The sequence below is a fragment of the Ruegeria sp. N7 genome (assembly GCF_056531345.1).
Window position 1 is genome coordinate 50,314 of record NZ_JBQFLR010000017.1, and the last position, 26,554, is coordinate 76,867.

Sequence of the window (26,554 nt, forward strand, 5' to 3'; positions counted from 1 at the left end):
GGAGACGCATCCCCGCAGAATGTGCATTCTGCAAACCTGTTCATTCTTCTCCTTTGGTGGCGGCATTCAACGCCACATCAATGACCTCAGTGCCTCACTGATGGCACGCGGACACAGGGTAATAAAGGCCGGAGCACCGGGCAAAACCAGCGCACACAATGATGGCAGCCTGTTTTTGCCCTTACGGTTCGACCGTGTCAGCGATCATGCTGCAAACGGTCAGCTTAGTCTTGCAACCCGGCTTTATTGGCTGGCTCTTTCAGCCCGGACCCTGCGGCACGCGCTCAAAGCACATAAGGTCGATATCATCCATGCACATGAAACTGCCCCGCTTCTGACAGCCCGTCTAGCCAGCCTGGGGATGGGGATCCCCATTGTGATGACCTATCACGGGTCTTCTCCGGGGCGGATTGACAGCGTGGCGCGTGCCTGTCGGAAACAGGCGGACCTGACGATCTGCCCCAGCGAAACGGTTATGCAATCTCTGCTGGAACGCCACGTCGATCCCGACAAGGCGCGGGTGATGCTTTTGGGCGTCCAACCCAACCCACCAGCCGACTCTGCCACAGCAAAAGCCCTGCGACAGGACTTGCTAGGTGAAGGCGGGACACATCTGGTTCTTTCGCTATCCCGGCTGGATCATCAAAAGGGCCTTGATGCAATGGTCGAAGTGACCCGGCGTGTGCGGCAGGATCTGCCCGGCCTGCGGATCGTTGTCGGGGGCGAGGGTGTGCTGCGCGGTCAAGTCGAAGCCTGGGCCGATGAGGCCGGAGTATCCGACATCATCCGCTTCCCTGGGGTGATCTCGGATGTCGCCACCTATCTCGCGGCCTCTGATCTTTATATGCTGACCTCACGGTGGGAGGCCCTGCCGATTTCAATTGTCGAGGCGTTCCGCGCCGGGCTGCCGGTGATCGCCACCGATTGCGGCGGTGTGCGTGAATTGGTGGATGGCGATGTCGGGCGCCTGTGTGCGGTCGATGATCTTGATGCCCTGTCTCAGGCGCTGCGCGATCTTTGCACCGACCGCGCCGAATATGACCGGCTAAGCACCAATGCCACGGCGCGCGGTGCAGAAGACAGGTTTTCGCCAGCCCATGTGCATAGCGGGTTTGAAAAGCTGTATCGGCAACTGGCCGGGCGGGGATAACCCCCGGTCAGTCCGCCGCGCCGTTCTCAAAAGCACCAGCTTCCAAGGCAAGGGTCAGATCGGCCCGCCCTGCACGATGCGCGGCCTGCGCAAAAGCCGCGCCAAACCGGCCCAATACCTGATCTTCGCGCCAGAGCGCCTCAAACCCCTGCCGCGCCGCTGCCGCCATCTGATCCCGCGCGACACCTCCGTCCTGAAAACGGCGCATGGCTGCGATCAGGTCATCTTCGGTTTCGAACAGTTCCCCGCCCCCTGCCTGCTCCACGATCTCGGGGAACGGACCCAGTCGCCGGGCGATCACCGGCGTGCCCAGCCGGAAGCTTTCAATCAGGATGATGCCGAAGGTCTCATAACAGACCGACGGTACGATCAGCCCCAGCGCGCCGCGGTAATAGGCGTTCAACTCGTCAGGTGCCTTGCGGCCCAGGAATTTGATCCGGTCATTGCCTGCGGCTTGTGCCTTCAACTCATCCGCGTAATCGCCATCACCGAGGATCAGCAGATCGGCATCCGGGTAACGATCAAAGGCCGGGAACACATCCTGCAACCCTTTGATTTTTTCCAGCCGTCCGACAAACAGGAAATAGGGACGGTCATGCGCGGCGGGTTCCGGCAAAGCGTCCTGGTCCAGATCGGGCAGGAAATAGGGCAGCACCTGCATCTCCTGCCGCAGGCCGAACTCGCGATGTTTGGCCCGGCTGAATTCGCTTTTGGCGATGATCAGGTCCATGTGATCCAATGCCCGGTCCAGCACACCGGTATAGCGCCACAGCTGCGGTGGGCGTTTGTAGTTCAGCACGCAGCGCAGGCACTGGCGGTCATCGCACAACTCGCGCCCGTGCCGCCACAGGACGTGGGTGGGGCAGACCAGCCAGTGCTCATGCGCCTCATAGATCTTCAACCCCTCGCCCATCGGCAACAGGCCGGGCCCACCGATCAGCGAGGTGTTGTTGTGCCAGATGATATCCGGTTTCCGCTCGGCCAGTATCTCGCGGATGCGGGCGGCATGGACAATCGGGCGGCCAAGCTGCTGGGTCAGCAGGTTCGACATCATACCATTGCGGCTGCGCAACCCGATCCGCCGGACACCATCAGGGGCACCTTCGGGCTGTGGTTTTCCGCCAAGGATCAGATAGCTGTCTTCGTCATGCACCACCGTCACGTCATGCCCCCGCGCCACCAGCGCCCGGGCCATGCGCTGAATACCAATAGCATCGCCGCCGAAGGAGTATGGCGGGTAAAACGTGGTGAACATCAGAATGCGTAACGATTTCATCTATCTCTCAGCCCCTTGGGCATCGGCTGCGGGCAGATGCCCTCCTTGCGGTCTCAACATCGAAGCCAGCAAGCGCAATCTGTCATGCTGGAACAGAAAAGCCAGAAAGCCATAAGTCAGGATGCCCACCACTGTGCCAACAAGTAGAAGCAGCGCCGGGAACATCCCGTCCAGTTGCCGCACAATTCCAAACACTGCGAGAGCCATTCCTGCAGATAGCAGAAACGGTGCGAGATGCTGCAGCATCAAAGCCGGGCCGGGCAGCTTTGCAATATGGCCCAGATTGGCGAATTTGAGCGGCCAGATCAGCAGAAAGACCGCCACGAAACCAGCTGTGACAACCGATAAGCCATAAGGGGCCAGCACTACAATCGCTGCCGCCGCCAGCGCCACCTCGACCCAGGACAGGATCGCGAGACGCCCGACCTGACCGGCCGCCAGACAAAAGGTCTGCTGCACCTTTTCGGCACAAAGATACATGCCGAACACTGACATCAGGCTCAGGACCGGAGCCGCCGGAGCCCATTTCTGACCGAACAGCAGCACCAGCGCCGGTTCCGACAGAACCGCCAACCCGGCAAAGGCCGGAAAGGCCAGAAACCCGGTCAGGCGCATGACGTCGATCAGCAAATCCGTCACCTGACCACCATCGCGCGCCGCCGCACCAAAGGCAGGCTGCGCCACGGTGCGCAGCGGTGTGATAATCAGGAACGAGGCGGTCTCGATCACGCGCCAGGCGATTGCGTAATACCCCGCCGGAACCGGCCCCAGCATCGCGCCGATGATCACCGCGGGGGATTGCACCGCCGCCAGTTCCGCCGCGCGCAGGCCCAGAATCCGGTGGCTGAAATGCAAAATCCTGCGCATGTGATCCCGCGACGCGTGAAAAGCCGGACGCCAGGATACCGCGCCCCAGGCCATCACGATATTGGTCGCTGTCATCGCCAGCCGCTGACCGACCAGGCTCCAGACCCCGTACCCGGTCAGCGCCATGCCAATTCCCACAACCCCTCCGACCGCCGCGCCAAGTGCTGCGCGGATGGCCAGAACACGGAACTTCATTTCCCGGCGCAGGATCGCCACAGGCACTGCCGTCAGCGAAATCATCAGCACTGTTGGGGACAATCCTATCAACAATTCGCCCGCAATCGGCTCATTGTAGAATTTCGAGACCAGCCCTGCCCCCAGATAAAGCGCAATTGTCAACCCCCCCCCGAGCAGCGCCAGCAACCAGAAAACCGAATTCAACCGCTCTGGTGACAGCGCATCACGGGTCAGCAGAATGTCGGAAATCGTTTCGCGGACCAGAAATTCGGAAAACAGCACAAAGGCCGCAACCATCGCCAGCAGGCCAAAGGCTTCGACCCCTAAAATACGGGCAAGAATGGCAAAAATGATGAAGTTGAACGCCTGTTCGACCCAGATACCAGCCGACATCCAGGCAACTCCGCTGCTGAAACTCTGCCGCCCTGACATCCGTTTCCTTCCTGCTGCCCGCACCCCGCCATGTTCCAGGCGACACATGCCTCAAACACTTGCACCTGCTGCGTGCAGTATACGTAATTACAAACTTGACGCCTTAACGGTCGAATTTGGTCAAATTTATTGTCTATGTTCAGTCTGTACGTGTTCGAATACTATACGCAATACAGGGAATTATGCCCGTTACGTTCCATGCGCCACGCAAATCTTGCAGCGGGGGCTGGGGCTGGGACTATTAAGTGAATAAAAGGTTTTCATTTTCATGAACAAAGTCGCAGAGCCGATGGTGACGAACAGCACCACATCTGAAGAGCTGATCGCATCGGAAACCGCCGGCATGAGCCTGAGCGTGGTCATCCCCGCCTATAACGAGGAAAACGCCGTCCGCCATACTGTCGAGGACGTACGCGCCCATCTTGAGCCGCTGAATATCCCTTACGAAATTATCGTGGTGGATGACGCAAGCCAGGACAATACCCGCGCCGAAGCCGAGGCCAGCGGTGCCACCGTTACCTTCAACGACGTCAATTCCGGCTATGGGGCCAGCCTCAAGCGCGGGGTGCGGATGGCGCAGCATGAATATGTGGCCATTCTGGATGCCGACAGCACATACCCTGCGCGCTATCTGCCAAGCATGCTGGCCATGTGCCGCGATCAGGACATGGTGGTGGGGGACCGGGGGGCGGCGATGAAAAACGTGCCGCTGCTGCGCAGGCCGGCCAAGAAATTCCTGTTCGCCTTTGCGTCGTTCCTGGCTGAGCGCAAGATCAACGATCTGAACTCGGGCCTGCGTGTGTTCCGCAAATCCGAGCTGATCCCGTTCCTGCCGCTTTTGCCGCAGAACTTTTCGTTCACCACCACGATCACGCTGTGCATGACCTCGAATGGCAAGCGGATGATCTATACGCCCATCGAATACGGCAAACGGGTGGGAAAATCGAAAATCCGTCCGGTTGACTTCATTAACTTCATCATCCTGATCCTGCGCATCAGCACATTGTTCAACCCGCTTCGGGTGTTCATTCCTCTGGGGTTGGTGTTTTTTGCCCTAGGGACAGTGAAGTTCCTTATCGACCTCACCTATCTGAACCTCAGCGGAACCACGGTGTTTGCATTCCTTGCCGCGATCATGATCTGGTCCCTGGGGTTGATCGCCGACATGATCTCACGGCTGCATCTCAGACCCTGATTGGGCATGGCACAAACTTTCCGAAGCAGTAAAGGAATGCACACGTGACGGATGTTTCCCGACCCAACGGCGACGACAAGCCCCATATCATCATACTGGGTGCCGGACCGGCCGGGCTGGCCGCGGCCCATGCGTTAACCGGGCAGGCCCGCGTAACGGTAATCGAACGCGCCGCTATCGCGGGCGGCAATTCAGCTTCCTTCCCGATTGAGGGCGTGATCTGCGATTATGGCTCGCACCGGTTTCACCCGGCGGCAGAGCCCGAGGTTCTGGCCGATGTGAAAGCCCTGCTGGGGGACGATCTGCTGCTGCGCCCGCGCCACGGGCGCATCCGGCTGGGTGGGAAATGGATCCACTTCCCGCTGAAACTGACTGACGCGCTGATGCGCCTGCCCAAGCCTTTTGCCCTGTCACTGATCGGAGACATGGTGCTGAAGCCGTTCCGCAAGAAAAGCACCGGGCCCGAGACATTCTCGACCGTGCTTTATGACGGGCTGGGGCCGACGATTTCGGACAATTTCTATTTCCCCTACGTACGCAAACTGTGGGGGCTGGACCCGGACAAGCTGGCCGTGAAACTGGCCGAGCGCCGGGTCGGCAGCGGATCGGTCGGCAAGATCCTGATGAAGATGCTGCGCCTGCTGCCGGGGCTGCGCAGTGAAACCGCCGGGCGGTTCTTTTATCCGCGCAAGGGGTTCGGGCAAATCTCGGACGCGATGCGGGACAGCGCGGAAAGCAACGGGGCAACTTTCCTGTTCAACACCGAAATCACTGCCATTGAGCGGGACGGCACCCGCATCACCGGCCTGACGATCCGCGAGGACGAGGACGAACGGCGCCTGACCGGCGATCTGATCCTGTCGACCATCCCGCTGACCGGGCTGACCCGCCTGATCGGCGCGCCCCCGCCCGAGGTGGTCGAAGCCGCCCGTGCGATCCGATTCCGCGGCATGATCCTGCTGTACCTGGTGCTGGAGACAGACCAGTTCACCGAGTTCGATGCACATTACTTCCCGGAACTGTCGATCCCGATCAGCCGGATGTCAGAGCCAAAGAACTATAACGCCAGCGGCACGCCAAAGGGCGTCACCGTGCTGTGCGCCGAACTGCCTTGCGACCCGGATGAGAAATGGTGGTCCATGTCCGACGAGGAGCTGGGGCAGGAATTCACCAAATGGCTGGGGCAGCTGGGTCTGCCAGTCACGGTTCCGGTGCGCCGCTGTGAAACCCGGCGGCTGAGCCACGCCTATCCGGTTTACGATATGGGCTATGAAGAGCGGTTCGATACGGTGGATCAGTGGCTCTCAGATCTGGACGGATTGCTCGTATTCGGACGGCAGGGCCTGTTTGCCCACGATAATACCCATCACGCCTTTGCCATGGCTTACGGTGCGGCGGATTGCATCGACGACAAGGGCCATGTCGACCGCGCGAAATGGAACAAATATCGCGAGGTCTTTGCCACCCATGTGGTGGAAGACTGACCCATGCCCGCCTGGCAGGCCGATATCCTGATGTATCATTCGATCTCGGATGCGCCGGGGCCGACCTCGATTGCGCCCGACGTCTTTGCGGCACAGATGCAGGCGCTGGCGGCGTCCGGCCTGCCGGTGGTGACGCCGAACGCGCTGGCCAACCCGCCTGCCCCCCGTGTGGTCATCATCAGCTTCGATGACGGGTTCCAGGATTTCGCCGATACCGCTTGGCCGATCCTGCGCGATCACGGCTTCTGCCCGATCGTCTATTTGCCCTCGGGCCTGATGGGCGGCAGCGACAGTTGGGCCGGAGGCAATATCCCTGCCCGCCCGCTGATGAGCTGGGACAGGGTCGAGGCGCTGGCAGCTGAAGGAGTCTGTTTTGGCGCGCATAGTGTCACTCATCCCGATCTCACCACGCTGGATGCGCTCATGCTGGAAGAGGAAGTCAGTGGATCCGGTCAGGACATTGCAGCCCGGCTTGGCCAGCCCACCCGGCATTTCGCACCACCTTATGGCGCGTCGAACTCTGGCGTTCTCAGACAGATCGCGCAGCATTACGACACCTCGGTCGGCACAAGGCTGGGCGTGGCCAAAGCGGAGGATGATATGCACGACCTGCCCCGGCTCGAGATGTTCTATTTCAACAACATCGCCCGCTGGAAGGCGCATCTTGCCGGGCGCGGCGGGTCCTATTTGGCGGCCCGCAAAATGATGCGCAGCGTGCGGAGTGGGTTGAGCAAGGTGCTGCCCCTTAACTGAATATCGGTCTCAGGGCGCAAGCGTTCCGATCCGATGGGCGTTTGCCATCACACTGAAGGTAATTGTTGTTGCCGGGATGGTTGGCAGGACAGAGGCATCAACCACATGAGTACGCGTCGCGCCATGCGGTCGCCCCAGAACATCGCTTTCCCCAAGACCTGGACTATCTGACATCGGCAGATCACCCCCGACATGGAAACTGGCTCCTGGCGCCCCGAACCGTGCCGCAAAAGAAAGGCTGATCAGGCCAAGCAACCGCAAAGCCCGGCCATAACGCGCAAGCGCTGCGCGCATCGTCACCTCGGTGTGCGGGTTTTTTTTCAGTTCGGGTTGCAACCGGCCATCCTTTGCCAGGCGCAAAGCGACCTTATGCGAATGATCGGAATGTAGGAAAACCTGGGCCACGATCAGACGACGGGCCATGGCCTCAAGCAGCGGCCCACTGCCGGGTATCCGACGGCCATAGTTCTGTTTCAGATCGCGGGCGTAGTACTCGTTCCAGGTATAGATCTGAGCATGAACCAGCCGCTGCGATACGACCGGGTCGTCCAGTTCCGCAAAAAGCTGCGGCAGCGTCTGATAAGGCAAAACATCGGGTCGTCGGGGCGCACGCCAGCGATGCAGCATGGGCAGAAAGGCCTGCTGGCTGTCCTTCAGGGTCAGTTCCTTGCTCTGAAATCCGGGTGAGGTCAGCAGAATCCGGGCGCTCTCAAGCACTCCGGCAGCCAGAAACACCCGGCTTCCACGGACGTTGCTACCATCTGCCAGGGTAACGACAACCTCGTCGCCTTCCTCGCGTATCTGCCGCACCACGTGATCCGCACGGTAGGTAAACCCTGGCTCTGTCTGCAACGCCGTGCGGGTCTGTCCCGCGGACCAGATCAGTGACCACGGGCATCCGTGCAGGCACAGTCCACAGGTCTGGCATCCCGGGCCAACTGCCTGACGCGCCAGTCCAACATGCATCCCCACCCCCTGCAATACCTTCGCCTGACGCTCAGAACGGGCCAGCAGCATCTCGGCTTGCGCGGTTGGTGGAATGGGTGTTCGGCCTGTCATGTCACAGGCGGGAAAGAGATGCTGCAACCTGTCCTTCTGCCCGGACACAGGCATTACTTCCGTAACCGCTTTGTAATGTGGGGCAAGGTCGTCGGCAGTTATGGGCCAATCATCGATATCCGCCTGCCGATATGGCAAGACTGCAGCTCCCCAGACATTGGACAGCCCGCCCGCCGCCCGCGAAGCACGCAAGGCAAACCAATCCGCCCCGTCAGCCAGTGTGCGGGCCGGTGAGGCCAGTGCATAACCGGATCCATAGCGCCACACCTCCCCCTCCGGGGCCTGAAACTGAGGCTCCATCCAGGCTGCGCGTGCTTCGGCGCTCCAGTCTTCGGCGCGTGTTCGGGACATCTGCTGCACCCGATCCGTGACCCCGGGCCCTGGTTCCACCCCGGCATCCAGCATCGTGACGTTTCGCCCTCGCGCCAGCAAGGCCCGGGCGACGGAAACCCCGGCGGGCCCGGACCCTATGACAAGATCGCTCACTTCGCCTTTACTGCCCGGACCAGAACCAGCATTTCATAGTTGGGATCATGGGTGGACAGTTCTTCAGGGGCGATTTCCCCGGCCCCAAGGCCGTGCAGGTTGCAGATGCAGGTAAAGACGTTACCAACGGTCGACACCTCGACATTCTCTACCGGGAAGACCGCCCGGAACAGGCGGCGCTTGGATTGGCTGGTGAAATGCCAGTATTCACCCCAGTCATCCACACCTTCACGGCGCGCCACCCGGGTCATACCATGCGATGTACACAGCACCACGCCGCCCGGTTTCAGAATACGCTCCAGCGTGGCAATCGCCTTGTCGACCTCAAAAATCATCTGCAAGGTCTGCGTGATGATGATGCAGTCAAAGCTGTTGTCAGGAATATGCGGCGCGTCGGTGATATCTGCCACGATGGTCGCCTGAGGGTTACCTTCTACATAGCTCAGCACATCCGCCTGCATGACCCGGTCACCGCCAAATTTCTTCGTATAGGCCGGATCACCGAATTCCAGGACCCGGCCACGAATGTCGTCGCTGTGGTTTTGCAGAAACTCTTCCATGTAATAGCGTTCAATGGTGAGCAGGTCGCGATCCTGCCCGAAAACGGCACTGATTGGCGACAGCCGCCGCAACCCGCCAAAATCCACCGCCCCCACGGGGGTCGATTGCAGCTTGTGCAACCTTTGCTGTTTGCGGATCCATTTGCGCAGCCGTTCCGGCAGCAACACAGTCGCGGTGTCGCGCACCAACTTTTCAACTCTTTGTCCCGGTGTCATCGTGATCGGCTCTTCATGCGTAGACTTTGGCGCGTTTCTCGGCCATGATGTCGGCGATGATATCATCCAGCGTCCGTGCCGGGCTGAAACCGGTAAACCGCCGCAGCTTCGAGACATCCGGCAGGCGGCGGGCCATATCTTCGAACCCTTCCGGATAGACCTCTTCATAGGGCACCAGGCGAATTTCGGACGCGGATCCCGTGGCGGCAATTACCTTTTCGGCCAGCCCCCGGATCGTCACTTCCTGCTCACCTCCAATGTTAAAAACCTGACCCCGGGCTTCGGGGACATCGAGCAGACGCATAAGCGCCTCGATCACATCGGCCACATGGCTGAAACAGCGCGATTGCTCGCCGGTGCCATGAACCTGAATTGGCTGACCCGCCAGAGCCGCTTCGATGAAGTTCGGAACAACCATGCCATAACGCCCGGTCTGGCGCGGGCCGGTCGTGTTGAAAAATCGCAGCACGACCACCGGCAGATCAACCTCGCGCGCATAGGACAGCGCCATGAACTCATCCAATGTCTTGGCGCAGGCATAGGACCAGCGCAGAACGCTGGTCGCACCGATCGTCAGATCGTCATCCTCGTTGAACGGGAATTTCGACGCCTTCCCGTAAACCTCGGAACTGGAGGCGATGAAGACCAGAGGTTTGTGGCGCAGGGCAGCCCGCAACACATTCTGCGTACCGTCGACATTGGTTGCAATCGACTGGCTGGGCTGGTCCATGATCAGCTTCACCCCGACAGCGGCAGCCAGATGAAACACCGCGTCTGCAGCCCCGACCAGTTCTTCGACCAGACCGGTATCCAATACGCTGCCTTCGACAAAGTGAAAGGCGGAATGATCCTGAACAGAAGACAGGTTTTGCAGCGATCCGGTGGACAAGTCATCCAGCACCGTCACCTCATGCCCATTGCCAATCAGACGCTCGGCCAGATGTGATCCGATAAAACCGGCCCCGCCTGTGATCAATATTTGCATGAAAAACCCTCGTACCAACAGAATCCACTCTAATGCCACAGGCTTAGCATAGGGATCTGTGGCCACCAAATGGTAGATAGCGCTATGGTGCGCTGACAGGCCGGACCTGCACAGTTTCGGAAAACGGGCTGAATTGTTGCACAACGCATCAGGAATGTTGAACCTGCGAAGATGATCGAAAACCACATGGACCCCCGCCCCGGCTACGGCCTTGCAGGCCAGCGCGTGATCGTGACCGGCGCAACCGGCTTTATCGGCCAGCGCCTGATTGATGCCCTGCTGAAGCTGGGATGTAACGTGACCGCATTGCTGCGCACGCGCCATGGGGCTGCCGCACTGGAACAGGCCGGAGTAAAGACACTGGTTTGCCCGCTGCTCCCCGGCCCAACCCTGACGCAGGCGTTGGGTGGCGGGGCGGTTCTGTTTCATCTGGCCTATGATTTTAGGGCCTCCGGCGCGGAAAACCTTGCGGCTTTTGACGCGCTCATTACAGCCGCCGAAGACGGGTCCTGCAAACGCATCGTGCATCTGAGCTCTGCTGTGGTCTATGACAGCTGGCCCAACGGGCCAATCGCCGAACATAACCCGATCACACCGGAAGATGCGCAAAGCTATCGCGGCGCCAAAATCGTGATGGAACAGAGACTGCTACAGGGGAAATGCGACGCCGCCATCTTGCAGCCAACCATCGTCTACGGACCCGGCAGCGCGCTCTGGACCAATGCGCCACTGGCCATGATGCGCAGGGGTGGCATCATCCTGCCCGACCCACCTGGGCAGTGTCCGGCCGTGCATGTCGATGACGTGGTACAGGCCGCCCTGCGCGCGGCCTCATCGCCCCAGACCGGGGTCGAGCGATACCTGATCAGCGGCCCGGACACGCTGGGATGGAAGACGTTTTTCGAAGGCTATGCCCGCCTTGCCGGATGCGGAGAGGTTCGGATTGATCCGGCTGCAAACCCGCCCCCGCCGCCCAATGGCAATGCGCCCGCAGGCCCCTCTCTGGCGGGGCAACTCAGCGCGCATCTGCGCCGCCTTGTCGGGCGCCGCCGGGTCGAGGCCGCCGCGGACTGGGCACGATCCGTTCAGGCCCGGCTGGCGAAACCCTGGCCCGTGATGCCTGACATGGCAGGGCGCAGGCTTTTTGCCGGTCAGCCAGAGGTTTCAACCCGACATGCACAGGATCAGATCGGCTATGCACCCCGTGTTTCCTTCGACGAATGGATCGAGCACATGCGGAAACAATCGGTGCGCTGATTCAAGACTGCCTTGTTTTTGGAAACACCCATTCCGGGTCTTTGCCGGGAACGACAAATTGGTTGGCTTCGTTCCCGATCTGTCCTATCCGATGAAGAGAGAAGGTTTCCAATCTGCTAAGCTAATTTTAATTCAGTGTGACTTTGTACGATCAGGATAGATTATGAACTACGAAACCTCGCACCAACAGTCCCTCAAGCAGCTTATCGCGGCGCGCGATGCGCGGGTTGCTGTGGTTGGGCTGGGATATGTCGGGCTGCCGCTGGCGCTGACTGCCTATGATGAGGGGTTCGATACCACCGGCGTTGATCTCAACCCTGACCGGGTGGCACGGATCAATCAGGGCGATCAGGTCATATCGTATCTGGCGTCAGACCGGATCGCACAAGCGGTAGACAGCGGCAGGTTCCGCGCAACGCAGGACGCCGCGGCACTGGCCGAGGCCGATATCATCCTGATCTGCGTGCCGACACCGCTGACCGATGCACAAGACCCGGACATGCGCTTTGTCGCCGCCGCCGCCGAAACTATCGCGCAGCATCTGCGCCCCGGTCAGATGGTGGTGCTGGAAAGCAGCGTCTGGCCCGGCGCCACCACCACACTGGTTCAGCCTATCCTTGAGGCGGGCGGTCTGCGCGCGGGTAGTGATTTCTTCCTGGCATTTTCGCCCGAGCGCGAAGACCCGGGCAATGACAAGTTCGACACGCACAGCATCCCGAAGGTGGTGGGCGCCGACGATCCGCTGTCGCGGCAACTGGTCGAAGATTTCTACCGCGCTATCGTCACCAGCGCCGTTCCGGTCAGCTCGGCCGCCACAGCCGAAGCGGTGAAGCTGGTCGAAAACAGCTTTCGCACCGTCAATATTGCGCTGGTCAACGAGTTGAAGACCGCGCTTGAAGCAATGGACGTGGATGTCTGGGAAGTGATCGAGGCCGCGGCCACCAAACCGTTTGGCTTCATGCCCTTCTATCCCGGTCCCGGAATTGGTGGGGCCTGCATCCCGGTGTCTCCGGCCTATCTGGCCTGGCGCGCCGCGGATGCAGGATCTGATACGCCGCTGATCAATCTGGCCCGTACCAGCAATGACGCCGTGCCATCCATGCTGGCGGCACGGATGGCGGCCGAACTGGCGGCGCGTAACGGCTCGGCCATCGCCGAGACCGGGCAGCCCCTGACCGGACAGCGCATCCTGCTGATGGGCATCGCCTATAAGCGCGATGTCGAGGATACCCGCCGCAGCCCCGCGCTGGTGCTGCTGGACGAATTGGAAAAACTGGGGGCCGAGGTCGACTATCACGACCCCTATTTCCCCCGCCTGCCCGAAGGCGGCGAATATCCGCAACTTGCAGGCCGAACCTCCCAGCCGCTGACGGCGGACAACCTGAAACGCTATGCGGCGGTGGCCGTGATCACCGATCACAGCGCCCCGGATTACGGTCTGGTCGCGCGCGAGGCGACACTGGTTTTTGATACGCGCAATGTTTTTGAAAAAGCGGGGATCAGGGTGGCAGACGGACGGCTGGTCAAGATGTGACCCCCTCAGCCCCCTGACATTCGGTGACCGAAACGCACGCTCATCTGGCATTCCATCCAAGCAACCGCGGATTGACAGAGCGGTGCCATAGGCGAACCTTTGCACATTTTCAGGGGTGCGGGCGTTCCATATTGCTGTCGCAAAAGTTTTGAGAAACTATCCTCTCAGACACTCCCATGTCTCAATAAATTATAAAGCGGTGTGGCACGAGTAGTGGAGCAAAGCTCCTCCCGGTAAAAATAACCAAATTTTAACCCTCTGTAGTTCAAAGTTTTGCCATGATTTCACCGCGAAATCATTATGGGCATCTGCCCAATGGCTGAACTGCAACCACTTGAGGGCTGGCCAGACCAAGACCATAGCCGGAGGACTTGGAGAACATGATCGGAGTTATCGGAATAGCCATTCTTGTCGGCTTGTGCGCCGGCGGGTTTGCTTTGTTCTCCGGTGCGTCCATCCTTATGGCTCTGGGCAGCTATGTCCTCTTCGGCTGGCTGTTCATCATTGCCGCTCTCATCGTCATCGGTGCTGTCAAAGCCGTGAAGACACGCGTGCAGAAACAAAACCCCGCCTATTCCAGCTAAGCGCCTAATCCCGCCCGGCGACCCTCTTGGCCACATAGCCCAGAAACGCCCGCTGCGGGTTTCTGATCTGTGGGCGGCCCGATGCGGCCCAATAGGCCAGCCAGTCCGCCTCCAACGCATAGACATCCCGGCCCGGTGCCATTGCCCTGGCTTCCTCCAGCGCCTGTGACGGCAGGATCGGTTTGTCCGGTCCCTCGACCACCTGGCCACGGCGCGAAAAGCGGATCAGGTCGCCGGGCTCTTCGATCATCTCATAATCGGGCAGGTGATCGGCTGCGATCATGTCGCGGATCATTTTGCGGAACACCCGCCGGGGCGAGGCCGAGCCCGATTTCTTCAACAGCACCTCGACCGAAATCCGCCACTCGGGCTGACGACCGCAATGTTTGCGCGCCAGCTCATAGATGCGCCGCTCGAGCGGTTTGCGCAGGCGAAAGTAGTCGCGGCTGAGGGTCAGCACGGATTTCGCCAGAACCGCGCGAAACAGCCAGTCCGACAGTTTCACACTGACGCTGACCATCCGGCCCGCCCGGGTGTGGCGGACGATTTCCCAGCTTTCGATCAGGCCGAACCCGGTGGTGGTTTCCTTCTCGCCGGTGACAATGTTGGTGGTGATCCGGGTGCCTGCCAGCCGCTCGAACGCTTCGCGCAGACGCTTGTAGCCATCGCCGCTGGTTTCGCGATTGGTGGCCACCAGCAGATCATGCGCCTTCAGATGCAACACCCGGCTGACCGTCCGGCCCGCATTGATCGCTGCCATCAACTGGCTGATGCAAAAGATCAGGATGTCCTTGTCGTGGATCGTCGCCAGCCCCCGCACCGAGGGCGTCACCGTGATCTCGACCCCGTTATGCTCGTAATTGAGGATCCGGCGATCCGGCCGGGTCGAGAGCGAAAACATCGGATGCTCCATCGAGCCCATATCTGTCTTGGGCAGCGCATCGAAGATATCGCATACAAAAAAATCACCCGTTGGGTGCCGGTCGGGCAACAACGCCCCTGACCCGCTCATACTGCCCTGCCCATATGTCCTGCCCGAATCTTTGTTCGTGGTTTTATTGACGCCTACCGTAGAGTTATCCACAGGAAGCGTAAAGCCGCCGAAACGTGGGATCAGAGTCACTCCAACGTGGGATCAGAGTCGCTTGAACGTGGGATCAGATTCACTATGAATGCTCAAGAATACAAAAACCTCTTTTTTTTCTTATACTTAAAAGCATCAGGATTTCTCCGTAACTAATAAGATAACAGGATTCTAACTGGATATTTTTTTGCCGGACACTCAAAACCAGTGTTTCAATCGATAGTTACCCCTTAATTTTGCTTAGAAAATCCGGTTTTATGCTCATAATGCTTCCACATGCTTCCTTTTGTGGTATATTAATCAAAACATAGCACATAGGCAGGTTTTCAATGCGAGCAGCAACCTCCGAGGGGCTTCCCCCCTATTTCAATATCGATCCGGATCTGGCTTATGCTGAACTTGGAAATCCAACCGGCACGGGTGAGTTTTCACAAATCGCGGATGCCTGTGCCCGGGGGCGTAGCGACCTGGCGAGCCGGGGGCTGGAAGAAAACGGTCAGAAAAAGCTGCGCCTGTTTTCAACCTGGGAAATCACCAAATATCTGATCCCTGTCGCGCCTGCTCATTTTCGCCGGGTCCTGAAGGGCAACCCGGATCTGCCGCAGGGACAGTCCGAAACGGAAGGCGGTGCCAAGTGGTTCACGCTGGATGAGGTTCTGCGGCTGCGGGCGCATTTTGCCTCGGAGGGGTCCAAAGCCAAGGAGTACCGCCCTTACCGGCCCAACGGGCTACCTGCCAAGATCGTGTCCGTGGCCAATTTCAAGGGCGGTGTTGGCAAAACCTCGACCTGCGCGCATCTGGCCATGTCGGCGGCTCTGGACGGTTACAAGGTGCTGGTCATCGACCTGGACAGCCAGGGTTCGATGACGTCGATCTTTGGCGGCAAGGTGAGCGATGAATGGCAGACGGTGTTCCCCTTACTCGCCCGTCATTACGCCACCCATCTGCGCCGCGACAATCAGGGCCGGCTTGATCGGGGTGAGGCACCGCACCCGATCGACGACACCTTGTCCGAAGCGCTGAAGGTCCGCAGCAGCGATCTGATCCAGACCACGCATTGGCCGAATATCGACCTGATTGGCGCGCAGCTGAACCTGTATTGGGCCGAGTTCCAGATCCCGGTCTGGCGGATGCAGGGCCGCAGCTGGAAGCTGTGGGATGCGCTGACCGATACGCTGGACGAGGATGGGGTGCTGGACGACTATGACATCATCTTCATCGATACCCCCCCTGCCCTTGGCTATCTGACGATCAATGGGCTTGCGGCCTCGGATATCCTGCTGGTGCCCATGGGGGCCTCGTTCCTGGAATTCGACTCCACCGGGCGGTTCTTTGACATGCTGCATTCCACGTTTCAGTCCATCGAAGACGGAGAGAACATGGCGGCCCGCGCGTTGGGGCGGCCCGAGATGGCCTTTCAGTGGGACGCAGTGCGCACAATCATCACCCGCTATGACGGCAGCCAACAGGCCGAGCTGGCCGGGCTGATGCAAGCCTATTTGGGCCGCACCCTGTCGCCGCATTGGCAGGGCTACACGGCGCTGATCGGGCAGGCGGGGGAACAGGTCAACGGTATCTACGAGGCCGATTACCGCGATTTCAACCGCGAGACCTATGTGCGCGGGCGGGAAACCTTTGATGCCACCTATGCCTCATTCAAGAAGCTGCTGATTGGCGTCTGGCGAGGTGAGGAACTGGCGCAGCAGGCCGAAGCGGCGGGAACGCCGGAACTGGCGCTAAGGTGATCATGTTTCGCGCGCGAAACACATCAGTGGCGCCCGAAACAGGGTCTGATCCGCGCTGGAAAAGGAGAAAGTGATGGCAAAACGCAAACGGTTGACCCCTGCCCGGCCGGATTATCTGGAAGACACCCGCCCTGCCCCCGGGTTGAACCCCATGTTCCCTGCGGATACGCCCCGCGCTGCGCCTCCGGTTGCACAGGTGGCCGGAGCCACGGCGGCTCAGGCGGCACTGGAGGAGCTGTCCGGAGAATTGTGTGCGGCCCGTGCCGAGGGGCGGTTGGTGCAGGACCTGCCGCTGGATTCAATCGAGGAAACCTATCTGGTGCGCGACCGGCTGGCGGCTGATGACGCGGATATGGAGGCGTTGAAGGAAAGCCTGAAAGCGCGCGGTCAGCAAACCCCGATTGAGGTCGTGGAGCTGCCGGAAGGGCGTTATGGGCTGATCTCTGGCTGGCGTCGGATGACAGCGCTGCGGGCCTTGGCGCAGGACATGGGCGAGGCCCGCTTTGAAACCGTGCGTGCCTTTCTCAGGCAACCACAGAGTGCATCTGACGCTTACGTGGCCATGGTCGAGGAAAATGAGATCCGCGTCGGGCTGAGCTATTATGAGCGCGCCCGGATCGTGGCACGCGCGGCAGAGCAGGGGGTTTACCCGGACGAAGCCGCCGCCCTGCGCGGGCTGTTTGCCTCAGCCAGCCGGGCCAAACGATCCAAGATCGGGTCCTTCATCGCGATCTATCACGCGCTGGACGATCATCTACGGTTTGCCTCGGCCATCCCTGAGCGGTTGGGATTGTCGATTGCGAAGGTTTTGAAGGAGGAGTCGAAAGCGGCTGCTTTGATCGCCAAAGCCTTGCAAGGGGTCGCGCCCGAGACATCGGAAACTGAGATATCGGCTCTGACCCGCGCGGCAAACAGCCTGTCATCAAGGGATGCAAAATCGCCCGCTTCCGAGACGGCCTCGAAAGAGACATTCGGTGACATTCACTTGAAACAGAGTCGAAACGGTTCACAAGTCACCCTGTCCGGCCAAGGGATGTCTGAAGAATTTCTTATGGAACTGAAAACCTGGCTACACGCACGCAGTACCTGATGTTTCGCGCGCGAAACCGCTCTTTCTTTCACCCCAACAGGTCTGCGGCCGGGTTTTCGGCGATATCGACGTCATCGTAGTATTTCTGCGCCTGTGCCATGGAGCGGTGCAGGGACAGGCGCATGGCGGCCTGGATCGGGGCACCGTCCAGCGCGGCTTGCGTCAGAAACCCCGAGCGCAGCCCGTGAGGCGAGGCGAAGCCTTCGGGCAGTCCCGCCAGTTTCAACCGGTGCCGAACAATCTGGTAGATCGCATCCGGGCTGAGCCGGCGCTTGAGCACCCGATCCACCTTGGAGATGGGGCGGAAGAGCGGCCCATCCCCGATCTGGCCCACCTCGATCCAATGCACCAGCGCCTGTGCCGCGCGGGTCTTGAGCACCAGCCGCGGTGTTTCCCCCTTTTGGGTGGTCTTGGTTTCCAGCAGTGAGATCCACACTAGGCCCTTGGTCTCGAACTCTTTCAAGGACACATCTTCCCGCATCAACCCGGTGATCTCGGACCTTCGCCGCCCGCCCGAGGCCCAACCCAGCATCAGGAGCGCCCGGTCGCGGCAATCCCGGCGGCTGCCGCGGCAGGTGGCCAGCAGCTGCTCCAGCACGTCCCGGGTGATGGGATGGGCGGATTTCGGGGCCGGGCGGCGGCGCGGCGCGCCTTGGCGCGGGCCTGCTTGACCTGCGGGGTATCAAACGGGCTGGTGAGGTTCTTCATCCGGTGAAAGGCCAGCCAGGAGGCGATGCGCCGGTCCAGCGTTGAGGGGGCCGGGCAGGCCAGCGACTTGCGCAACCCCTGCGCGATCAACATCTCGACCGTCTGGCGGGCGCGATCGTCCACAGGCGCGCCCGTCAGGTCGCGCGCATGATCGAGGATAAAGGCCAGTGCGGTGGCTTCGCTTTCGGGCCAGTCCAGAGTCGTGCCAAAGCGCGCAGCCTTCCACGCGGTGATGTAGAGCAGGTCGCGCTCATACGCGCGCAGCGTATTGGCTGGCGTGCCGCGCACATAAAGATCGGTGAGCGCCTCCTGATCTTCAGCGGAGAGGGCGGGAGCGGCGGTGGGAAGATAAGGCGCAAGATGAGGCACATTCTGTGCGCATTTTCCGGCGAAATCAATCAATCATGATAAGCGATACTTATCGGGTGTGAAGAGGAATTTACGATGTATCAAAAGTAGTGAGCGAAAAGCTACAATTATGCGCGTAATTAAGACGGGAAGGGGAGATTGTAATCGCCAAAAGCTCGCGACAGAGCGCTTTGGCTCCAGTTTTTCGAAACAACTTTGGATTGGATGAGAAACTGCGTTATTGGGTCAATTTATTCATTTTCAACAAGTCTATCAGTTACGCTTTCAGCTTAGTTTTGTCGCAGTCCCGTGTGTGCCGACAGACCCTGTGATCGTTTTTCGCGCTGATCGTGACGACTGGTGATCCTAATCAAAACGGATCTGGCACCGTGAGCCAGTTGATGACGAATGGCCACCTCCGGCTCCTGATTCCGACGCGTTGCAATGATCATTGCCTTTAGGTCCCGACGCTGCTAAATGATCTGATTGCAGTTTTGCATTGAGCGATTGCATCGCCGCTTCCAAACACTCCAGCGCATCAACGGGCAAACGTACAAAAAAACGGTGGTGTCAGAGGGTTTGCTCTCGCTCAACTCGAAATCAATATTTAGTTGTACTTGTGATTTGTAACACAGCCACCTTATCCTGTCATACTCTCCAAGACGAAACCCCGGTGATTTTCGAAATCCGTATTTTGTCAAATTGTCTTTGGAACCGGACCTGCCCCGTTTTCGTTCTGCCCCGAGTGCTTATTTTCTCGTCGCTTGCGCGGCGGGTGTGGGCAGGGTTGGCTGCTTCTGCATTGTGGAAGGTTGGCCTCTTGTGTGGCCTTTGGACAGCGCGCCGCGCGTGATTAGACAACACCTTCACATCCTTGAAGCTACTTGGCAAAAGCCCACCGGCGGGATGTCAGATAAGTAATCACCGGAACGGATACGATAATCACGCTAAGCACAAGAAAATAGTCCAGCCCAGCTAGATTGACCATGAAGTAGACGATCACCTGGTTGAGAAACAGGCCAAAGCTCGCAACCGCCAGGAACCGTGGCATAGCCTGCCTGTGACCAGCCTTGGATTGAAAGCTGAATCGGTGATGACCGAAATATGACACTATAAACCCAGCTCCAAAGCCAAATGCGTTGGCTGAGAATGGATGCAGGTCGCAGGTTTCAATCAATGCAATCGCAACGAGAGCATGAGTGACCGTCGCGAGGAAACCAACAACCCCGAAGGACAGGATACTTCTTAGATCAAAGGGTTTCACGAGTGCTCGTCCAGACCTGAAACGACACGTTCCACCACAAAGTGAGGGCGTCGTTTGCTTTGCAGATAGAGCCTGCCAATATACTCGCCAAGAATACCAATCGTCAGAAGCTGAACCGAGCTCACCATCAGCACCACCACCATCACCGAGGACCAGCCTGAGACGACATCCCCGGTAAACCATTGGAATAGAACCCAGACGATCAATGCGAGCCCTAGTACGGTGGTCAAAAGTGCCAGCCATGTCGCCAGGCGTAGTGGAACAATGGAAAACCCGGTGATGGCATCAACAGCCAAGCGTAGCATCTTTTTAAACGGGTACTTGGTTTCCCCGGCAAAGCGTTCTGCCCGGTCATACGACAACGCTACTTGCCGAAACCCTAGCCAGCTGACCATGCCGCGAATAAAACGATCTTCTTCCGGCATAGTATTCAGGTAATCGACTACAGTGCGGGACATTAGGCGGAAATCACCGGTATCGAGCGGAATGTTGACATCGGTCAGTTGATCCAGCAGGCGATAAAACGCAGCTGCGGTTATCCGCTTGGCTACCGTTTCACCTGCCCGCTGCCGACGTTGCCCATAAACGACATCAGCTCCGTTCTGCATCAGCTTCAGCATCTCGGGCAAAAGCTCGGGGGGATCTTGTAGGTCCGCATCCAACACCAGAATATTTGCACCGCGTACATACGTCAGCCCGGCTGAAAGCGCTTTCTGATGCCCGTGGTTTCGAGACAGGATAATTGCACGGATATTGAGCCTGGTTTCTGCAAGCTCTGTAATCATGTCCCGTGTGCAGTCGGTGGACCCGTCATCGACCAGGATGAGTTCCCAGGATGATCCAACGCATGTTTCGGCGACGGCGCTGACCCGGCGAATGAGTTCCGGCAAAACCGCTTCTTCGTTGAAGCAGGGCACTACGATTGACAAGCTGACGATGGCCTGTTCCATCCGTTCTTCCGTATCCGATTTTTGTACTTTGATCATCGTTACAATAACTCTTTCCGGTCCGCGCGACGATTAAGGTTTTTGACCTCAGATATTGGATAAAAAAATAATTTCAGTGCAATGGTGTGCGTTTCGGAAACAGTTTCTTCCCTTATTGCTCGTCTTCAGAGCGTCGGATGACAAAAGACAGGAGATTCACTAATAACAAAGTCGGAGTTCGAAGAAAGGTGTTGTAGGGTGACATTGGTTTGTGTGGTTCCTAATTGGACTTCTTTATGACCAAAGTCAGGATACCGGCACGGCTTCTGTTTGTGTCAGCGATCATTGCAGCCCTTTTTTTTCTGTCTACTGCCGGGATCGGCATCGCAAGATCTGGCTTCAATCCGGATGAATGGCGGTTTGCAGCTGGTCTTGAGCGTGTGTTCGCTGAAGTTCACGGTCGCTGGGCGACGCATTGGGCTCACGAGGTTCTTTTTGAACAGGGTGCGTCGATTGCCACCCTGATTTTCATTATTTTTGCGGCTTTATTTGGGGCTGCCGTTCTGATTGCACGTGAGGCTGTTGCGATGACGGGGTCAGCCATGGTCGTAGCTTCTATCCTTGCAGTTTTTCTGGCCGGGTCTTCGCATATCTATCTGACCGAGCTTTTGCACTATCAAACGCTGGCACCGTGGTTTTGTCTTGGTCTTCTCGCATCCGTTGGGGCCATGGTATTGGTTGAGCCCCCGGGTGGACGGTCGTGGTCTGGACTGTTTCTGCGAATGGCCGTAGCCGCCGAACTGCTGGCCATATCCATTGGTTTTTATCAAAGCTATGTTTTGTTGGGGTTTCTTATCCCGGCCCTGGTTCTGATCCGGGTTGATCGGTTTGATCACCGGAAATGCCTGTTTTTTTTGTTGAGGGTACTGGTCGTCTCAGGTGCCGCTTTGATCCTGTATCAGCTGCAACGTGACGCCACGATTTACGCTCTGGATCTCAAGGCAGATTTCCGTTTCTCGGGTGGTGTGGATACTGCTGTACTTGCCGATAAGCTGTCGGCCCTCTACTGGATTGAGAGGTTGATACATAGCGGTGGACTCCTTGGGGTGCCGTCTTTTTTTAGGCACCTGTTTTTGTTGAGCATAGTTGCCGCCTGCATCTTGGTTATGGGTGCGGCGGCGATATCCGTGTTTGCCGCCAGCAGGCTTGCTGCTGGTGGTTGGATAGGGGGATTGCGCGTGTTAGTCGGAGGGCTAGGTGCGCTCTTCATCTTGCCGGTTCTGATCTGGTTTCTCTATCCGGAACCTTATTTGATCGGGCGTAGCATCGGGTTTGTCGGGTTCATCTTCGCGGGCACTGTTTTGGCTTCGGCCACGGTTATCGCGCAAGCGATAGATGGGATGCCTGTATCACGTCTGGTGCAGGCTGGAGTGATGGGTTTGTGTTTGGTTTTTGGCGTAAGTCAGGCTGTTGCCTCATCACATATCTGGCCCCTGTTTAACCAAACGGCGGAGCGGGACATTGAATTGGCGGACGCTATCGTAGAACGGGCCCGGACACTGGATGAATTCGATGTCAGATCTACACCGATCCGATCCGTCGGTGAGCCCTGGTCCCCGTCTTTGAAATTCGGCGATTTTCAAACCCAAAGTACGTTTCATCGTGGTGTGGATATGAACTCCATTTTTCAGGTTCGCTATGGTGCGACTGACTACGCCGGGTCGGTGTTGACCCCACCGCGGGCATGCATGGGATTTCCGGCAGAGGGATCGGTTTTTTTGGTCGAGGATACATTGTTTGTCTGTTTCGAAGATTTGAAACCTTTGCCAGCTCAATCCATCTGTTTTCCACTGAGGGAGGATGCGCGCGGTGCGATTTGTTATTCGGATAGGATGGCCGTTCTGATCGGCCAGACCTGCGCCGACATTGATCCCGGTACTGGTCAGATAGTTGCAGCCCAACTGGATGAAGCCGGGCGATGGATAAGATCGAGTCAGTTTTACTGGCAAGCTAAAGCTACCGAGATGAACGGCCTTTGCTATCGGTTTGCCGAGACGGCTGACCTGCCGCTCTCGACTTTGCGGATCGAGCATAAGTTGTCAGCGTCCGAAACGGCATGGATGATCGAACATGACATTGAGGATGCACGCCCTCTGAGGGAAATATTCGATACAGTCAATTAACGGGAGTATGTCGTAATGGAGAGCAGGAATGCATTTGGGCTTGTCATTTTTCTGGCAAGCGGTGCGATACTCGCTTTTCTGACGGGCGTTTCGGTCGCAGTTCTGAACCTGCCACCGACAGCTTTAATCCGCGAGGTTAAGGATACGGCAGAAGAACTGATCCGGGGTCCGTGGTATCGTGACCCCCGGTGGATGCCGCGCCGGTATGAAGGTGTTGGCCTGGTAAAGCATGACACTGAACGCAGTTGGGCCGGGCTTACGATCGTTCAGGGCATGTTCGACGAAGGCATACAGGCGCGGGTTTACGACGCGGATGGTACGCTTCTGCGTGAGTGGCCGCTTGATTTTCACACCATCTGGCCTGATCCGACCCATATCGTGCCTGCCAGCGCAATCCCCCATGGATCGGGAGGATATCACACGCAAGGGATTTCTCTGGAGAAAGACGGCTCTGTCCTTGTCAACTTCGCAGAGCGTGGCACTGTCCGTCTTGGCCCTTGTGGTGATGTTATTTGGACCGTTGACCAGATGACCCACCACTCGATCACAGAAAACCCGGATGGAAGCTACTGGATTCCAAGTAAGCGCGATCCTTCAACACTGACTTCGGAATACATGCTTCCGGGTGCCTCAGTCGAGGCGATCCTGAATTCCGACAATTATTATGCCGATTCAGCCCTGCGGATTGATCCGGAGGGCCGCGTTATCGAAGATATCCCGATCCTTGAACCGGCAATCGACTGGTTGGCCGAGCACCAGGAGTTTGACATCATCTACGGGCTTAATCCGGAAGATCTAGATCCCGTACACCTCAATGATATCGAAGTTGTCACCCCTGCACTGAGTGTGCGAATTCCTGGCTCGGAAGCCGGCGACTTACTACTGTCCATGCGTAATCTCAACGCGCTGGCTGTGCTTAACAAAGCCAGTGGCAAGATTATCTGGATGCAGCACGGTCCATGGGTGCAGCAGCATGATCCGGACATCGCGCCTGACGGGACCATCACGGTTTTTGATAATGGCGGTGGTGCCATGGTGCCTGGGCGCGATTTCGCCGGGGCACGTATTCTTCGGTTTGATCCTGCAACCGGTCTGACCGAGACGATTTATCCGAAGACAGAGGATCAGTTGTTTTTCAGCTTCATAATGGGCACGCACCAGACTTTGCCTAATGGGAATATCCTTGTGACCGAAAGCATGTCTGGCCGTGTTTTCGAAATCACCCCAGATGGAGAGCTTGTCTGGTCTATGGTGTTTGTGGCCGGAACCCGCTCGGCTGCGCTCGTAGAAGAGGCACGGCGCTATCCGCTAGATTATGTCAACCGGTCCGTCTGGGTCTGTTCCTGATCACTACACGCCTGCGGGTAGCCGGAGCGCGTGGCAAGCGAGGCATAGATCGCCTCGGCCTCCGCGACCAGTGCCGGTGAAAACTGCCCGGGATCGGTTTTGCGTGTCAGTGGGCGGATCATCTCGGTCGTTCCGGATAATCCATCCGGATCCAGATCCAGCGTCAGACACAGTTGTCGCAGGACCGGTTCGGGATCAGAACAAAGCGCCTCATAGGGTAGTATCTGAACGTGTTCGCACCGTTCTTCGACATGTCGAAATGCGGCGATCCAATAGGCCAGCCAATAATCGTGTGTGTCTGGTGTTGTGTGCTCTGACAGCCCGGAAAATCCGAATGGGCGGTGCAGTTCTCCAAACTCGAAATGGCCGATATCCGCCATATACCGCGTGACAAACGAATCTGCGGCCTGTTGCACGGCGAAATTTCGATGTTGACGCAAAAGCGAGGCCACGTGTTCCAGCGGATGACGCAAGACAACCAGAATATGAGCATCGGGCATCATCTCTGTCAAAAGGTCGATACGTGCGATGTTGGCGTTATTCTTTGAGATATAGCGTGCCGTGGCGCTGTTCCCGGGGCGTCTGAGGGACACAATCTTTTGCATGTGTTTGCGAAAAAATGCTGTCGCTTCCGTATCGTGATGATGTGGTTGCCAAAGCGGAATACGCTGTGCACGTCGATAATGATCGGGCCAATGTGCCTTCCAGAACACTTCTTCAAAGCTTTCGGGGCTGTCGAACCCAATTTGCACCCCATCGCCATGAGCGCGTTCGCGGGTTTCTCCGTCCCGACGGAAGCGCCCAAAGAACCGGTCCCAGAAAATCGGCGCCAGAATAAACGGCATGTCGCGATAGGTGTGAGAGGCCAGGTCCGGATGTTGGGACAGAAGCTCCAGTACCAGTGTTGTTCCGGCACGGGCCAGCGATGTAATAAGCACAGGGTTGCGATCATTGGCGCCCTCAAAATGCCGGATCAGCGTGCTGTCTTCGATATCAGCTGCGACCATTTGGACCGACGGGCTCGTAAAAGCCAACCGGTGAAATATCCGTTCGGACCGGCTGTATCTTACCTCGAAGCCCACACTCGCCCCTTCAAATACCAAAGCACGATCAGAGAAACAGACAGGATGATGATCACATCCCATCGCAAAAGCCAGGCGGTGACGGCTTCAGTCTCGGCAAGCCCTAAGGCATTCGCCGTCAGGATTGGGGCCGCGCTGATGGCGAGGATTGTCAGAAAGCGCCAGAGTATTTGTCCGAAACAACCGAATAGGCGCAGCGATGCGCGTTGCACCGCTGTTTCGCGTGCTTCTTCGTTCAGGTTAGGGTCGCGCATAGCCGCAGCGGCACCAGAAGCAATACCAATTGCTGACATTGCTGTCGGTATGAGGCGCAACACGGTTAGGGCTAGCACAAAGGCAGCTACGGCGGTCAATCCGACAGCTATGATCACGTGTTTGATTTCGGGTCATTGTCGGATGCCCCGTCTACAGGTTTCCGCCGTCGTATCATGCGCTTGATCGGGTACCATACGAATCCGACAATCGCGAGCAGCACAGCGCCAATAAGTGCGATAAGTGTGCCGATTGCGCCTAACCCGGCACCAGGTCCGATATAAGCCATTGCGACCGTGGGCATGATAAAGAACCCGGATAAAAGAACTAAAATACGCATGGTGATGATCATCCCAACCTTCAACTCATATGAATACACGGCAGCGGGGCAATAGCCCTGCAATCGTCACGAACGTTAGCATTTTAGTGCCTCGGTACAAAGGTTCAAAACTGCCCGCGCGCCCTAGTTGCTTGCACCTCCGTGACGATGTGGAGCGGATTATCCGGTTT

Annotated in this window: 24 protein-coding genes; 11 read left to right on the forward strand and 13 right to left on the reverse strand. The window is 58.1% G+C overall.

The features are described 5' to 3' along the window. The first annotated feature begins 19 nt into the window (after positions 1 to 19). Positions 20 to 1,150, forward strand: coding sequence for a glycosyltransferase family 4 protein (locus ACR0ES_RS16465; protein ID WP_480871327.1), 1,131 nt, complete (start codon positions 20 to 22; stop codon positions 1,148 to 1,150). Between the two features lie 7 nt (positions 1,151 to 1,157). On the opposite strand, the gene ACR0ES_RS16470 is transcribed toward ACR0ES_RS16465, so the two are convergent. After that, positions 1,158 to 2,426 carry a glycosyltransferase gene (locus ACR0ES_RS16470; protein ID WP_480871328.1) on the reverse strand — a complete coding sequence of 423 codons (1,269 nt, stop codon included), beginning with the start codon at positions 2,424 to 2,426 and terminating at the stop codon, positions 1,158 to 1,160. After that, the gene (locus ACR0ES_RS16475) at positions 2,427 to 3,863 is read right to left on the reverse strand and encodes a lipopolysaccharide biosynthesis protein (protein WP_480871329.1); all 1,437 of its coding nucleotides are present in this window, start codon (positions 3,861 to 3,863) and stop codon (positions 2,427 to 2,429) included. 307 nt (positions 3,864 to 4,170) lie between these two features. Between ACR0ES_RS16475 and ACR0ES_RS16480 the strand changes: the two genes are divergently transcribed. Genes ACR0ES_RS16480 through ACR0ES_RS16490 form a run of 3 tightly spaced genes read left to right on the forward strand, consistent with a single transcriptional unit; the run spans position 4,171 to position 7,334 of the window. Further along, the gene (locus ACR0ES_RS16480; protein ID WP_480871330.1) at positions 4,171 to 5,097 is read left to right on the forward strand and encodes a glycosyltransferase family 2 protein; all 927 of its coding nucleotides are present in this window, start codon (positions 4,171 to 4,173) and stop codon (positions 5,095 to 5,097) included. Positions 5,098 to 5,141: 44 nt separating this feature from the next. Next, positions 5,142 to 6,581: a protoporphyrinogen/coproporphyrinogen oxidase gene (locus tag ACR0ES_RS16485; RefSeq protein ID WP_480871332.1), complete on the forward strand. Its 1,440-nt coding sequence runs from the start codon at positions 5,142 to 5,144 to the stop codon at positions 6,579 to 6,581. Positions 6,582 to 6,584: 3 nt separating this feature from the next. Next, on the forward strand, positions 6,585 to 7,334 hold the full coding sequence (locus ACR0ES_RS16490) for a polysaccharide deacetylase family protein (protein ID WP_480871333.1): 750 nt from the start codon (positions 6,585 to 6,587) through the stop codon (positions 7,332 to 7,334). Between the two features lie 9 nt (positions 7,335 to 7,343). Here the strand turns inward: ACR0ES_RS16490 and ACR0ES_RS16495 are convergent, their stop codons facing one another. The 3 genes from ACR0ES_RS16495 to ACR0ES_RS16505 are packed head-to-tail and all read right to left on the reverse strand — an operon-like array spanning position 7,344 to position 10,640. Then, positions 7,344 to 8,879: a hypothetical protein gene (locus tag ACR0ES_RS16495; RefSeq protein ID WP_480871334.1), complete on the reverse strand. Its 1,536-nt coding sequence runs from the start codon at positions 8,877 to 8,879 to the stop codon at positions 7,344 to 7,346. Continuing rightward, entirely contained in the window at positions 8,876 to 9,655 is a 780-nt protein-coding gene (locus tag ACR0ES_RS16500) for a class I SAM-dependent methyltransferase (RefSeq protein ID WP_480871335.1), read from the reverse strand. The genes ACR0ES_RS16495 and ACR0ES_RS16500 overlap by 4 nt, the downstream gene beginning before the upstream one ends. Positions 9,656 to 9,668: 13 nt before the next feature. Beyond that, on the reverse strand, positions 9,669 to 10,640 hold the full coding sequence (locus ACR0ES_RS16505) for an NAD-dependent epimerase/dehydratase family protein (RefSeq protein WP_480871336.1): 972 nt from the start codon (positions 10,638 to 10,640) through the stop codon (positions 9,669 to 9,671). Positions 10,641 to 10,826: 186 nt separating this feature from the next. Between ACR0ES_RS16505 and ACR0ES_RS16510 the strand changes: the two genes are divergently transcribed. The 3 genes from ACR0ES_RS16510 to ACR0ES_RS16520 all read left to right on the forward strand — a co-directional run bounded on the left by ACR0ES_RS16510 (position 10,827) and on the right by ACR0ES_RS16520 (position 14,015). Further along, complete coding sequence (locus ACR0ES_RS16510) at positions 10,827 to 11,897, forward strand: NAD-dependent epimerase/dehydratase family protein (RefSeq protein ID WP_480871337.1); 1,071 nt, start codon at positions 10,827 to 10,829, stop codon at positions 11,895 to 11,897. Between the two features lie 163 nt (positions 11,898 to 12,060). Continuing rightward, positions 12,061 to 13,431, forward strand: a complete 1,371-nt coding sequence (locus ACR0ES_RS16515) for a nucleotide sugar dehydrogenase (protein ID WP_480871338.1) — start codon at positions 12,061 to 12,063, stop codon at positions 13,429 to 13,431. 380 nt (positions 13,432 to 13,811) lie between these two features. Then, the gene (locus tag ACR0ES_RS16520) at positions 13,812 to 14,015 is read left to right on the forward strand and encodes a hypothetical protein (RefSeq protein ID WP_480484468.1); all 204 of its coding nucleotides are present in this window, start codon (positions 13,812 to 13,814) and stop codon (positions 14,013 to 14,015) included. Positions 14,016 to 14,019: 4 nt separating this feature from the next. Here the strand turns inward: ACR0ES_RS16520 and ACR0ES_RS16525 are convergent, their stop codons facing one another. Next, a complete protein-coding gene (locus ACR0ES_RS16525; protein ID WP_209507478.1) occupies positions 14,020 to 15,027 on the reverse strand; it encodes a replication initiator protein A in 1,008 nt (335 codons plus the stop codon). 401 nt (positions 15,028 to 15,428) lie between these two features. Between ACR0ES_RS16525 and ACR0ES_RS16530 the strand changes: the two genes are divergently transcribed. Together ACR0ES_RS16530 and ACR0ES_RS16535 are read left to right on the forward strand one after the other, a co-directional pair. After that, positions 15,429 to 16,844, forward strand: coding sequence for an AAA family ATPase (locus ACR0ES_RS16530; protein WP_480871339.1), 1,416 nt, complete (start codon positions 15,429 to 15,431; stop codon positions 16,842 to 16,844). 73 nt (positions 16,845 to 16,917) lie between these two features. After that, a complete protein-coding gene (locus tag ACR0ES_RS16535) occupies positions 16,918 to 17,934 on the forward strand; it encodes a ParB/RepB/Spo0J family partition protein (protein WP_480484466.1) in 1,017 nt (338 codons plus the stop codon). A gap of 28 nt (positions 17,935 to 17,962) precedes the next feature. On the opposite strand, the gene ACR0ES_RS16540 is transcribed toward ACR0ES_RS16535, so the two are convergent. The 4 genes from ACR0ES_RS16540 to ACR0ES_RS16555 all read right to left on the reverse strand — a co-directional run bounded on the left by ACR0ES_RS16540 (position 17,963) and on the right by ACR0ES_RS16555 (position 21,240). Continuing rightward, positions 17,963 to 18,532, reverse strand: coding sequence for a tyrosine-type recombinase/integrase (locus ACR0ES_RS16540; protein WP_480871340.1), 570 nt, complete (start codon positions 18,530 to 18,532; stop codon positions 17,963 to 17,965). Then, positions 18,466 to 19,044: a hypothetical protein gene (locus ACR0ES_RS16545; protein WP_480871342.1), complete on the reverse strand. Its 579-nt coding sequence runs from the start codon at positions 19,042 to 19,044 to the stop codon at positions 18,466 to 18,468. The genes ACR0ES_RS16540 and ACR0ES_RS16545 overlap by 67 nt, the downstream gene beginning before the upstream one ends. An 826-nt stretch (positions 19,045 to 19,870) precedes the next feature. Beyond that, positions 19,871 to 20,254, reverse strand: coding sequence for a GtrA family protein (locus ACR0ES_RS16550; RefSeq protein WP_480871343.1), 384 nt, complete (start codon positions 20,252 to 20,254; stop codon positions 19,871 to 19,873). Continuing rightward, on the reverse strand, positions 20,251 to 21,240 hold the full coding sequence (locus ACR0ES_RS16555; protein ID WP_480871344.1) for a glycosyltransferase family 2 protein: 990 nt from the start codon (positions 21,238 to 21,240) through the stop codon (positions 20,251 to 20,253). Before ACR0ES_RS16555 ends, ACR0ES_RS16550 begins: the two co-directional genes overlap by 4 nt. 236 nt (positions 21,241 to 21,476) lie before the next feature. Here ACR0ES_RS16555 and ACR0ES_RS16560 point away from each other — a divergent pair, with 236 nt between their 5' ends. Together ACR0ES_RS16560 and ACR0ES_RS16565 are read left to right on the forward strand one after the other, a co-directional pair. Then, positions 21,477 to 23,363 carry a hypothetical protein gene (locus ACR0ES_RS16560; RefSeq protein ID WP_480871345.1) on the forward strand — a complete coding sequence of 629 codons (1,887 nt, stop codon included), beginning with the start codon at positions 21,477 to 21,479 and terminating at the stop codon, positions 23,361 to 23,363. 15 nt (positions 23,364 to 23,378) lie between these two features. Beyond that, positions 23,379 to 24,710: an arylsulfotransferase family protein gene (locus ACR0ES_RS16565; protein WP_480871346.1), complete on the forward strand. Its 1,332-nt coding sequence runs from the start codon at positions 23,379 to 23,381 to the stop codon at positions 24,708 to 24,710. Here the strand turns inward: ACR0ES_RS16565 and ACR0ES_RS16570 are convergent. The 3 genes from ACR0ES_RS16570 to ACR0ES_RS16580 all read right to left on the reverse strand — a co-directional run bounded on the left by ACR0ES_RS16570 (position 24,677) and on the right by ACR0ES_RS16580 (position 26,384). Then, positions 24,677 to 25,717, reverse strand: a complete 1,041-nt coding sequence (locus tag ACR0ES_RS16570; RefSeq protein WP_480871347.1) for a sulfotransferase family protein — start codon at positions 25,715 to 25,717, stop codon at positions 24,677 to 24,679. The genes ACR0ES_RS16565 and ACR0ES_RS16570 overlap by 34 nt on opposite strands. Before the next feature lie 59 nt (positions 25,718 to 25,776). After that, a complete protein-coding gene (locus ACR0ES_RS16575; RefSeq protein WP_480871348.1) occupies positions 25,777 to 26,046 on the reverse strand; it encodes a hypothetical protein in 270 nt (89 codons plus the stop codon). 113 nt (positions 26,047 to 26,159) lie between these two features. Then, complete coding sequence (locus ACR0ES_RS16580; RefSeq protein WP_480871349.1) at positions 26,160 to 26,384, reverse strand: hypothetical protein; 225 nt, start codon at positions 26,382 to 26,384, stop codon at positions 26,160 to 26,162. Positions 26,385 to 26,554: the final 170 nt, after the last annotated feature.

What these genes read in the sequence shown, in the direction of transcription:
- ACR0ES_RS16465 (WP_480871327.1), top strand. Translation starts at nt 20, where the DNA reads ATGTGCATTCTGCAAACCTGTTCATTCTTCTCCTTTGGTGGCGGCATT.
- ACR0ES_RS16470 (WP_480871328.1), bottom strand. Translation starts at nt 2,426, where the DNA reads ATGAAATCGTTACGCATTCTGATGTTCACCACGTTTTACCCGCCATAC.
- ACR0ES_RS16475 (WP_480871329.1), bottom strand. Translation starts at nt 3,863, where the DNA reads ATGTCGGCTGGTATCTGGGTCGAACAGGCGTTCAACTTCATCATTTTT.
- ACR0ES_RS16480 (WP_480871330.1), top strand. Translation starts at nt 4,171, where the DNA reads ATGAACAAAGTCGCAGAGCCGATGGTGACGAACAGCACCACATCTGAA.
- ACR0ES_RS16490 (WP_480871333.1), top strand. Translation starts at nt 6,585, where the DNA reads ATGCCCGCCTGGCAGGCCGATATCCTGATGTATCATTCGATCTCGGAT.
- ACR0ES_RS16500 (WP_480871335.1), bottom strand. Translation starts at nt 9,655, where the DNA reads ATGACACCGGGACAAAGAGTTGAAAAGTTGGTGCGCGACACCGCGACT.
- ACR0ES_RS16505 (WP_480871336.1), bottom strand. Translation starts at nt 10,640, where the DNA reads ATGCAAATATTGATCACAGGCGGGGCCGGTTTTATCGGATCACATCTG.
- ACR0ES_RS16510 (WP_480871337.1), top strand. Translation starts at nt 10,827, where the DNA reads ATGGACCCCCGCCCCGGCTACGGCCTTGCAGGCCAGCGCGTGATCGTG.
- ACR0ES_RS16515 (WP_480871338.1), top strand. Translation starts at nt 12,061, where the DNA reads ATGAACTACGAAACCTCGCACCAACAGTCCCTCAAGCAGCTTATCGCG.
- ACR0ES_RS16520 (WP_480484468.1), top strand. Translation starts at nt 13,812, where the DNA reads ATGATCGGAGTTATCGGAATAGCCATTCTTGTCGGCTTGTGCGCCGGC.
- ACR0ES_RS16525 (WP_209507478.1), bottom strand. Translation starts at nt 15,027, where the DNA reads ATGAGCGGGTCAGGGGCGTTGTTGCCCGACCGGCACCCAACGGGTGAT.
- ACR0ES_RS16530 (WP_480871339.1), top strand. Translation starts at nt 15,429, where the DNA reads ATGCGAGCAGCAACCTCCGAGGGGCTTCCCCCCTATTTCAATATCGAT.
- ACR0ES_RS16535 (WP_480484466.1), top strand. Translation starts at nt 16,918, where the DNA reads ATGGCAAAACGCAAACGGTTGACCCCTGCCCGGCCGGATTATCTGGAA.
- ACR0ES_RS16555 (WP_480871344.1), bottom strand. Translation starts at nt 21,240, where the DNA reads ATGATCAAAGTACAAAAATCGGATACGGAAGAACGGATGGAACAGGCC.
- ACR0ES_RS16560 (WP_480871345.1), top strand. Translation starts at nt 21,477, where the DNA reads ATGACCAAAGTCAGGATACCGGCACGGCTTCTGTTTGTGTCAGCGATC.
- ACR0ES_RS16565 (WP_480871346.1), top strand. Translation starts at nt 23,379, where the DNA reads ATGGAGAGCAGGAATGCATTTGGGCTTGTCATTTTTCTGGCAAGCGGT.
- ACR0ES_RS16570 (WP_480871347.1), bottom strand. Translation starts at nt 25,717, where the DNA reads ATGGTCGCAGCTGATATCGAAGACAGCACGCTGATCCGGCATTTTGAG.
- ACR0ES_RS16575 (WP_480871348.1), bottom strand. Translation starts at nt 26,046, where the DNA reads ATGCGCGACCCTAACCTGAACGAAGAAGCACGCGAAACAGCGGTGCAA.
- ACR0ES_RS16580 (WP_480871349.1), bottom strand. Translation starts at nt 26,384, where the DNA reads ATGCGTATTTTAGTTCTTTTATCCGGGTTCTTTATCATGCCCACGGTC.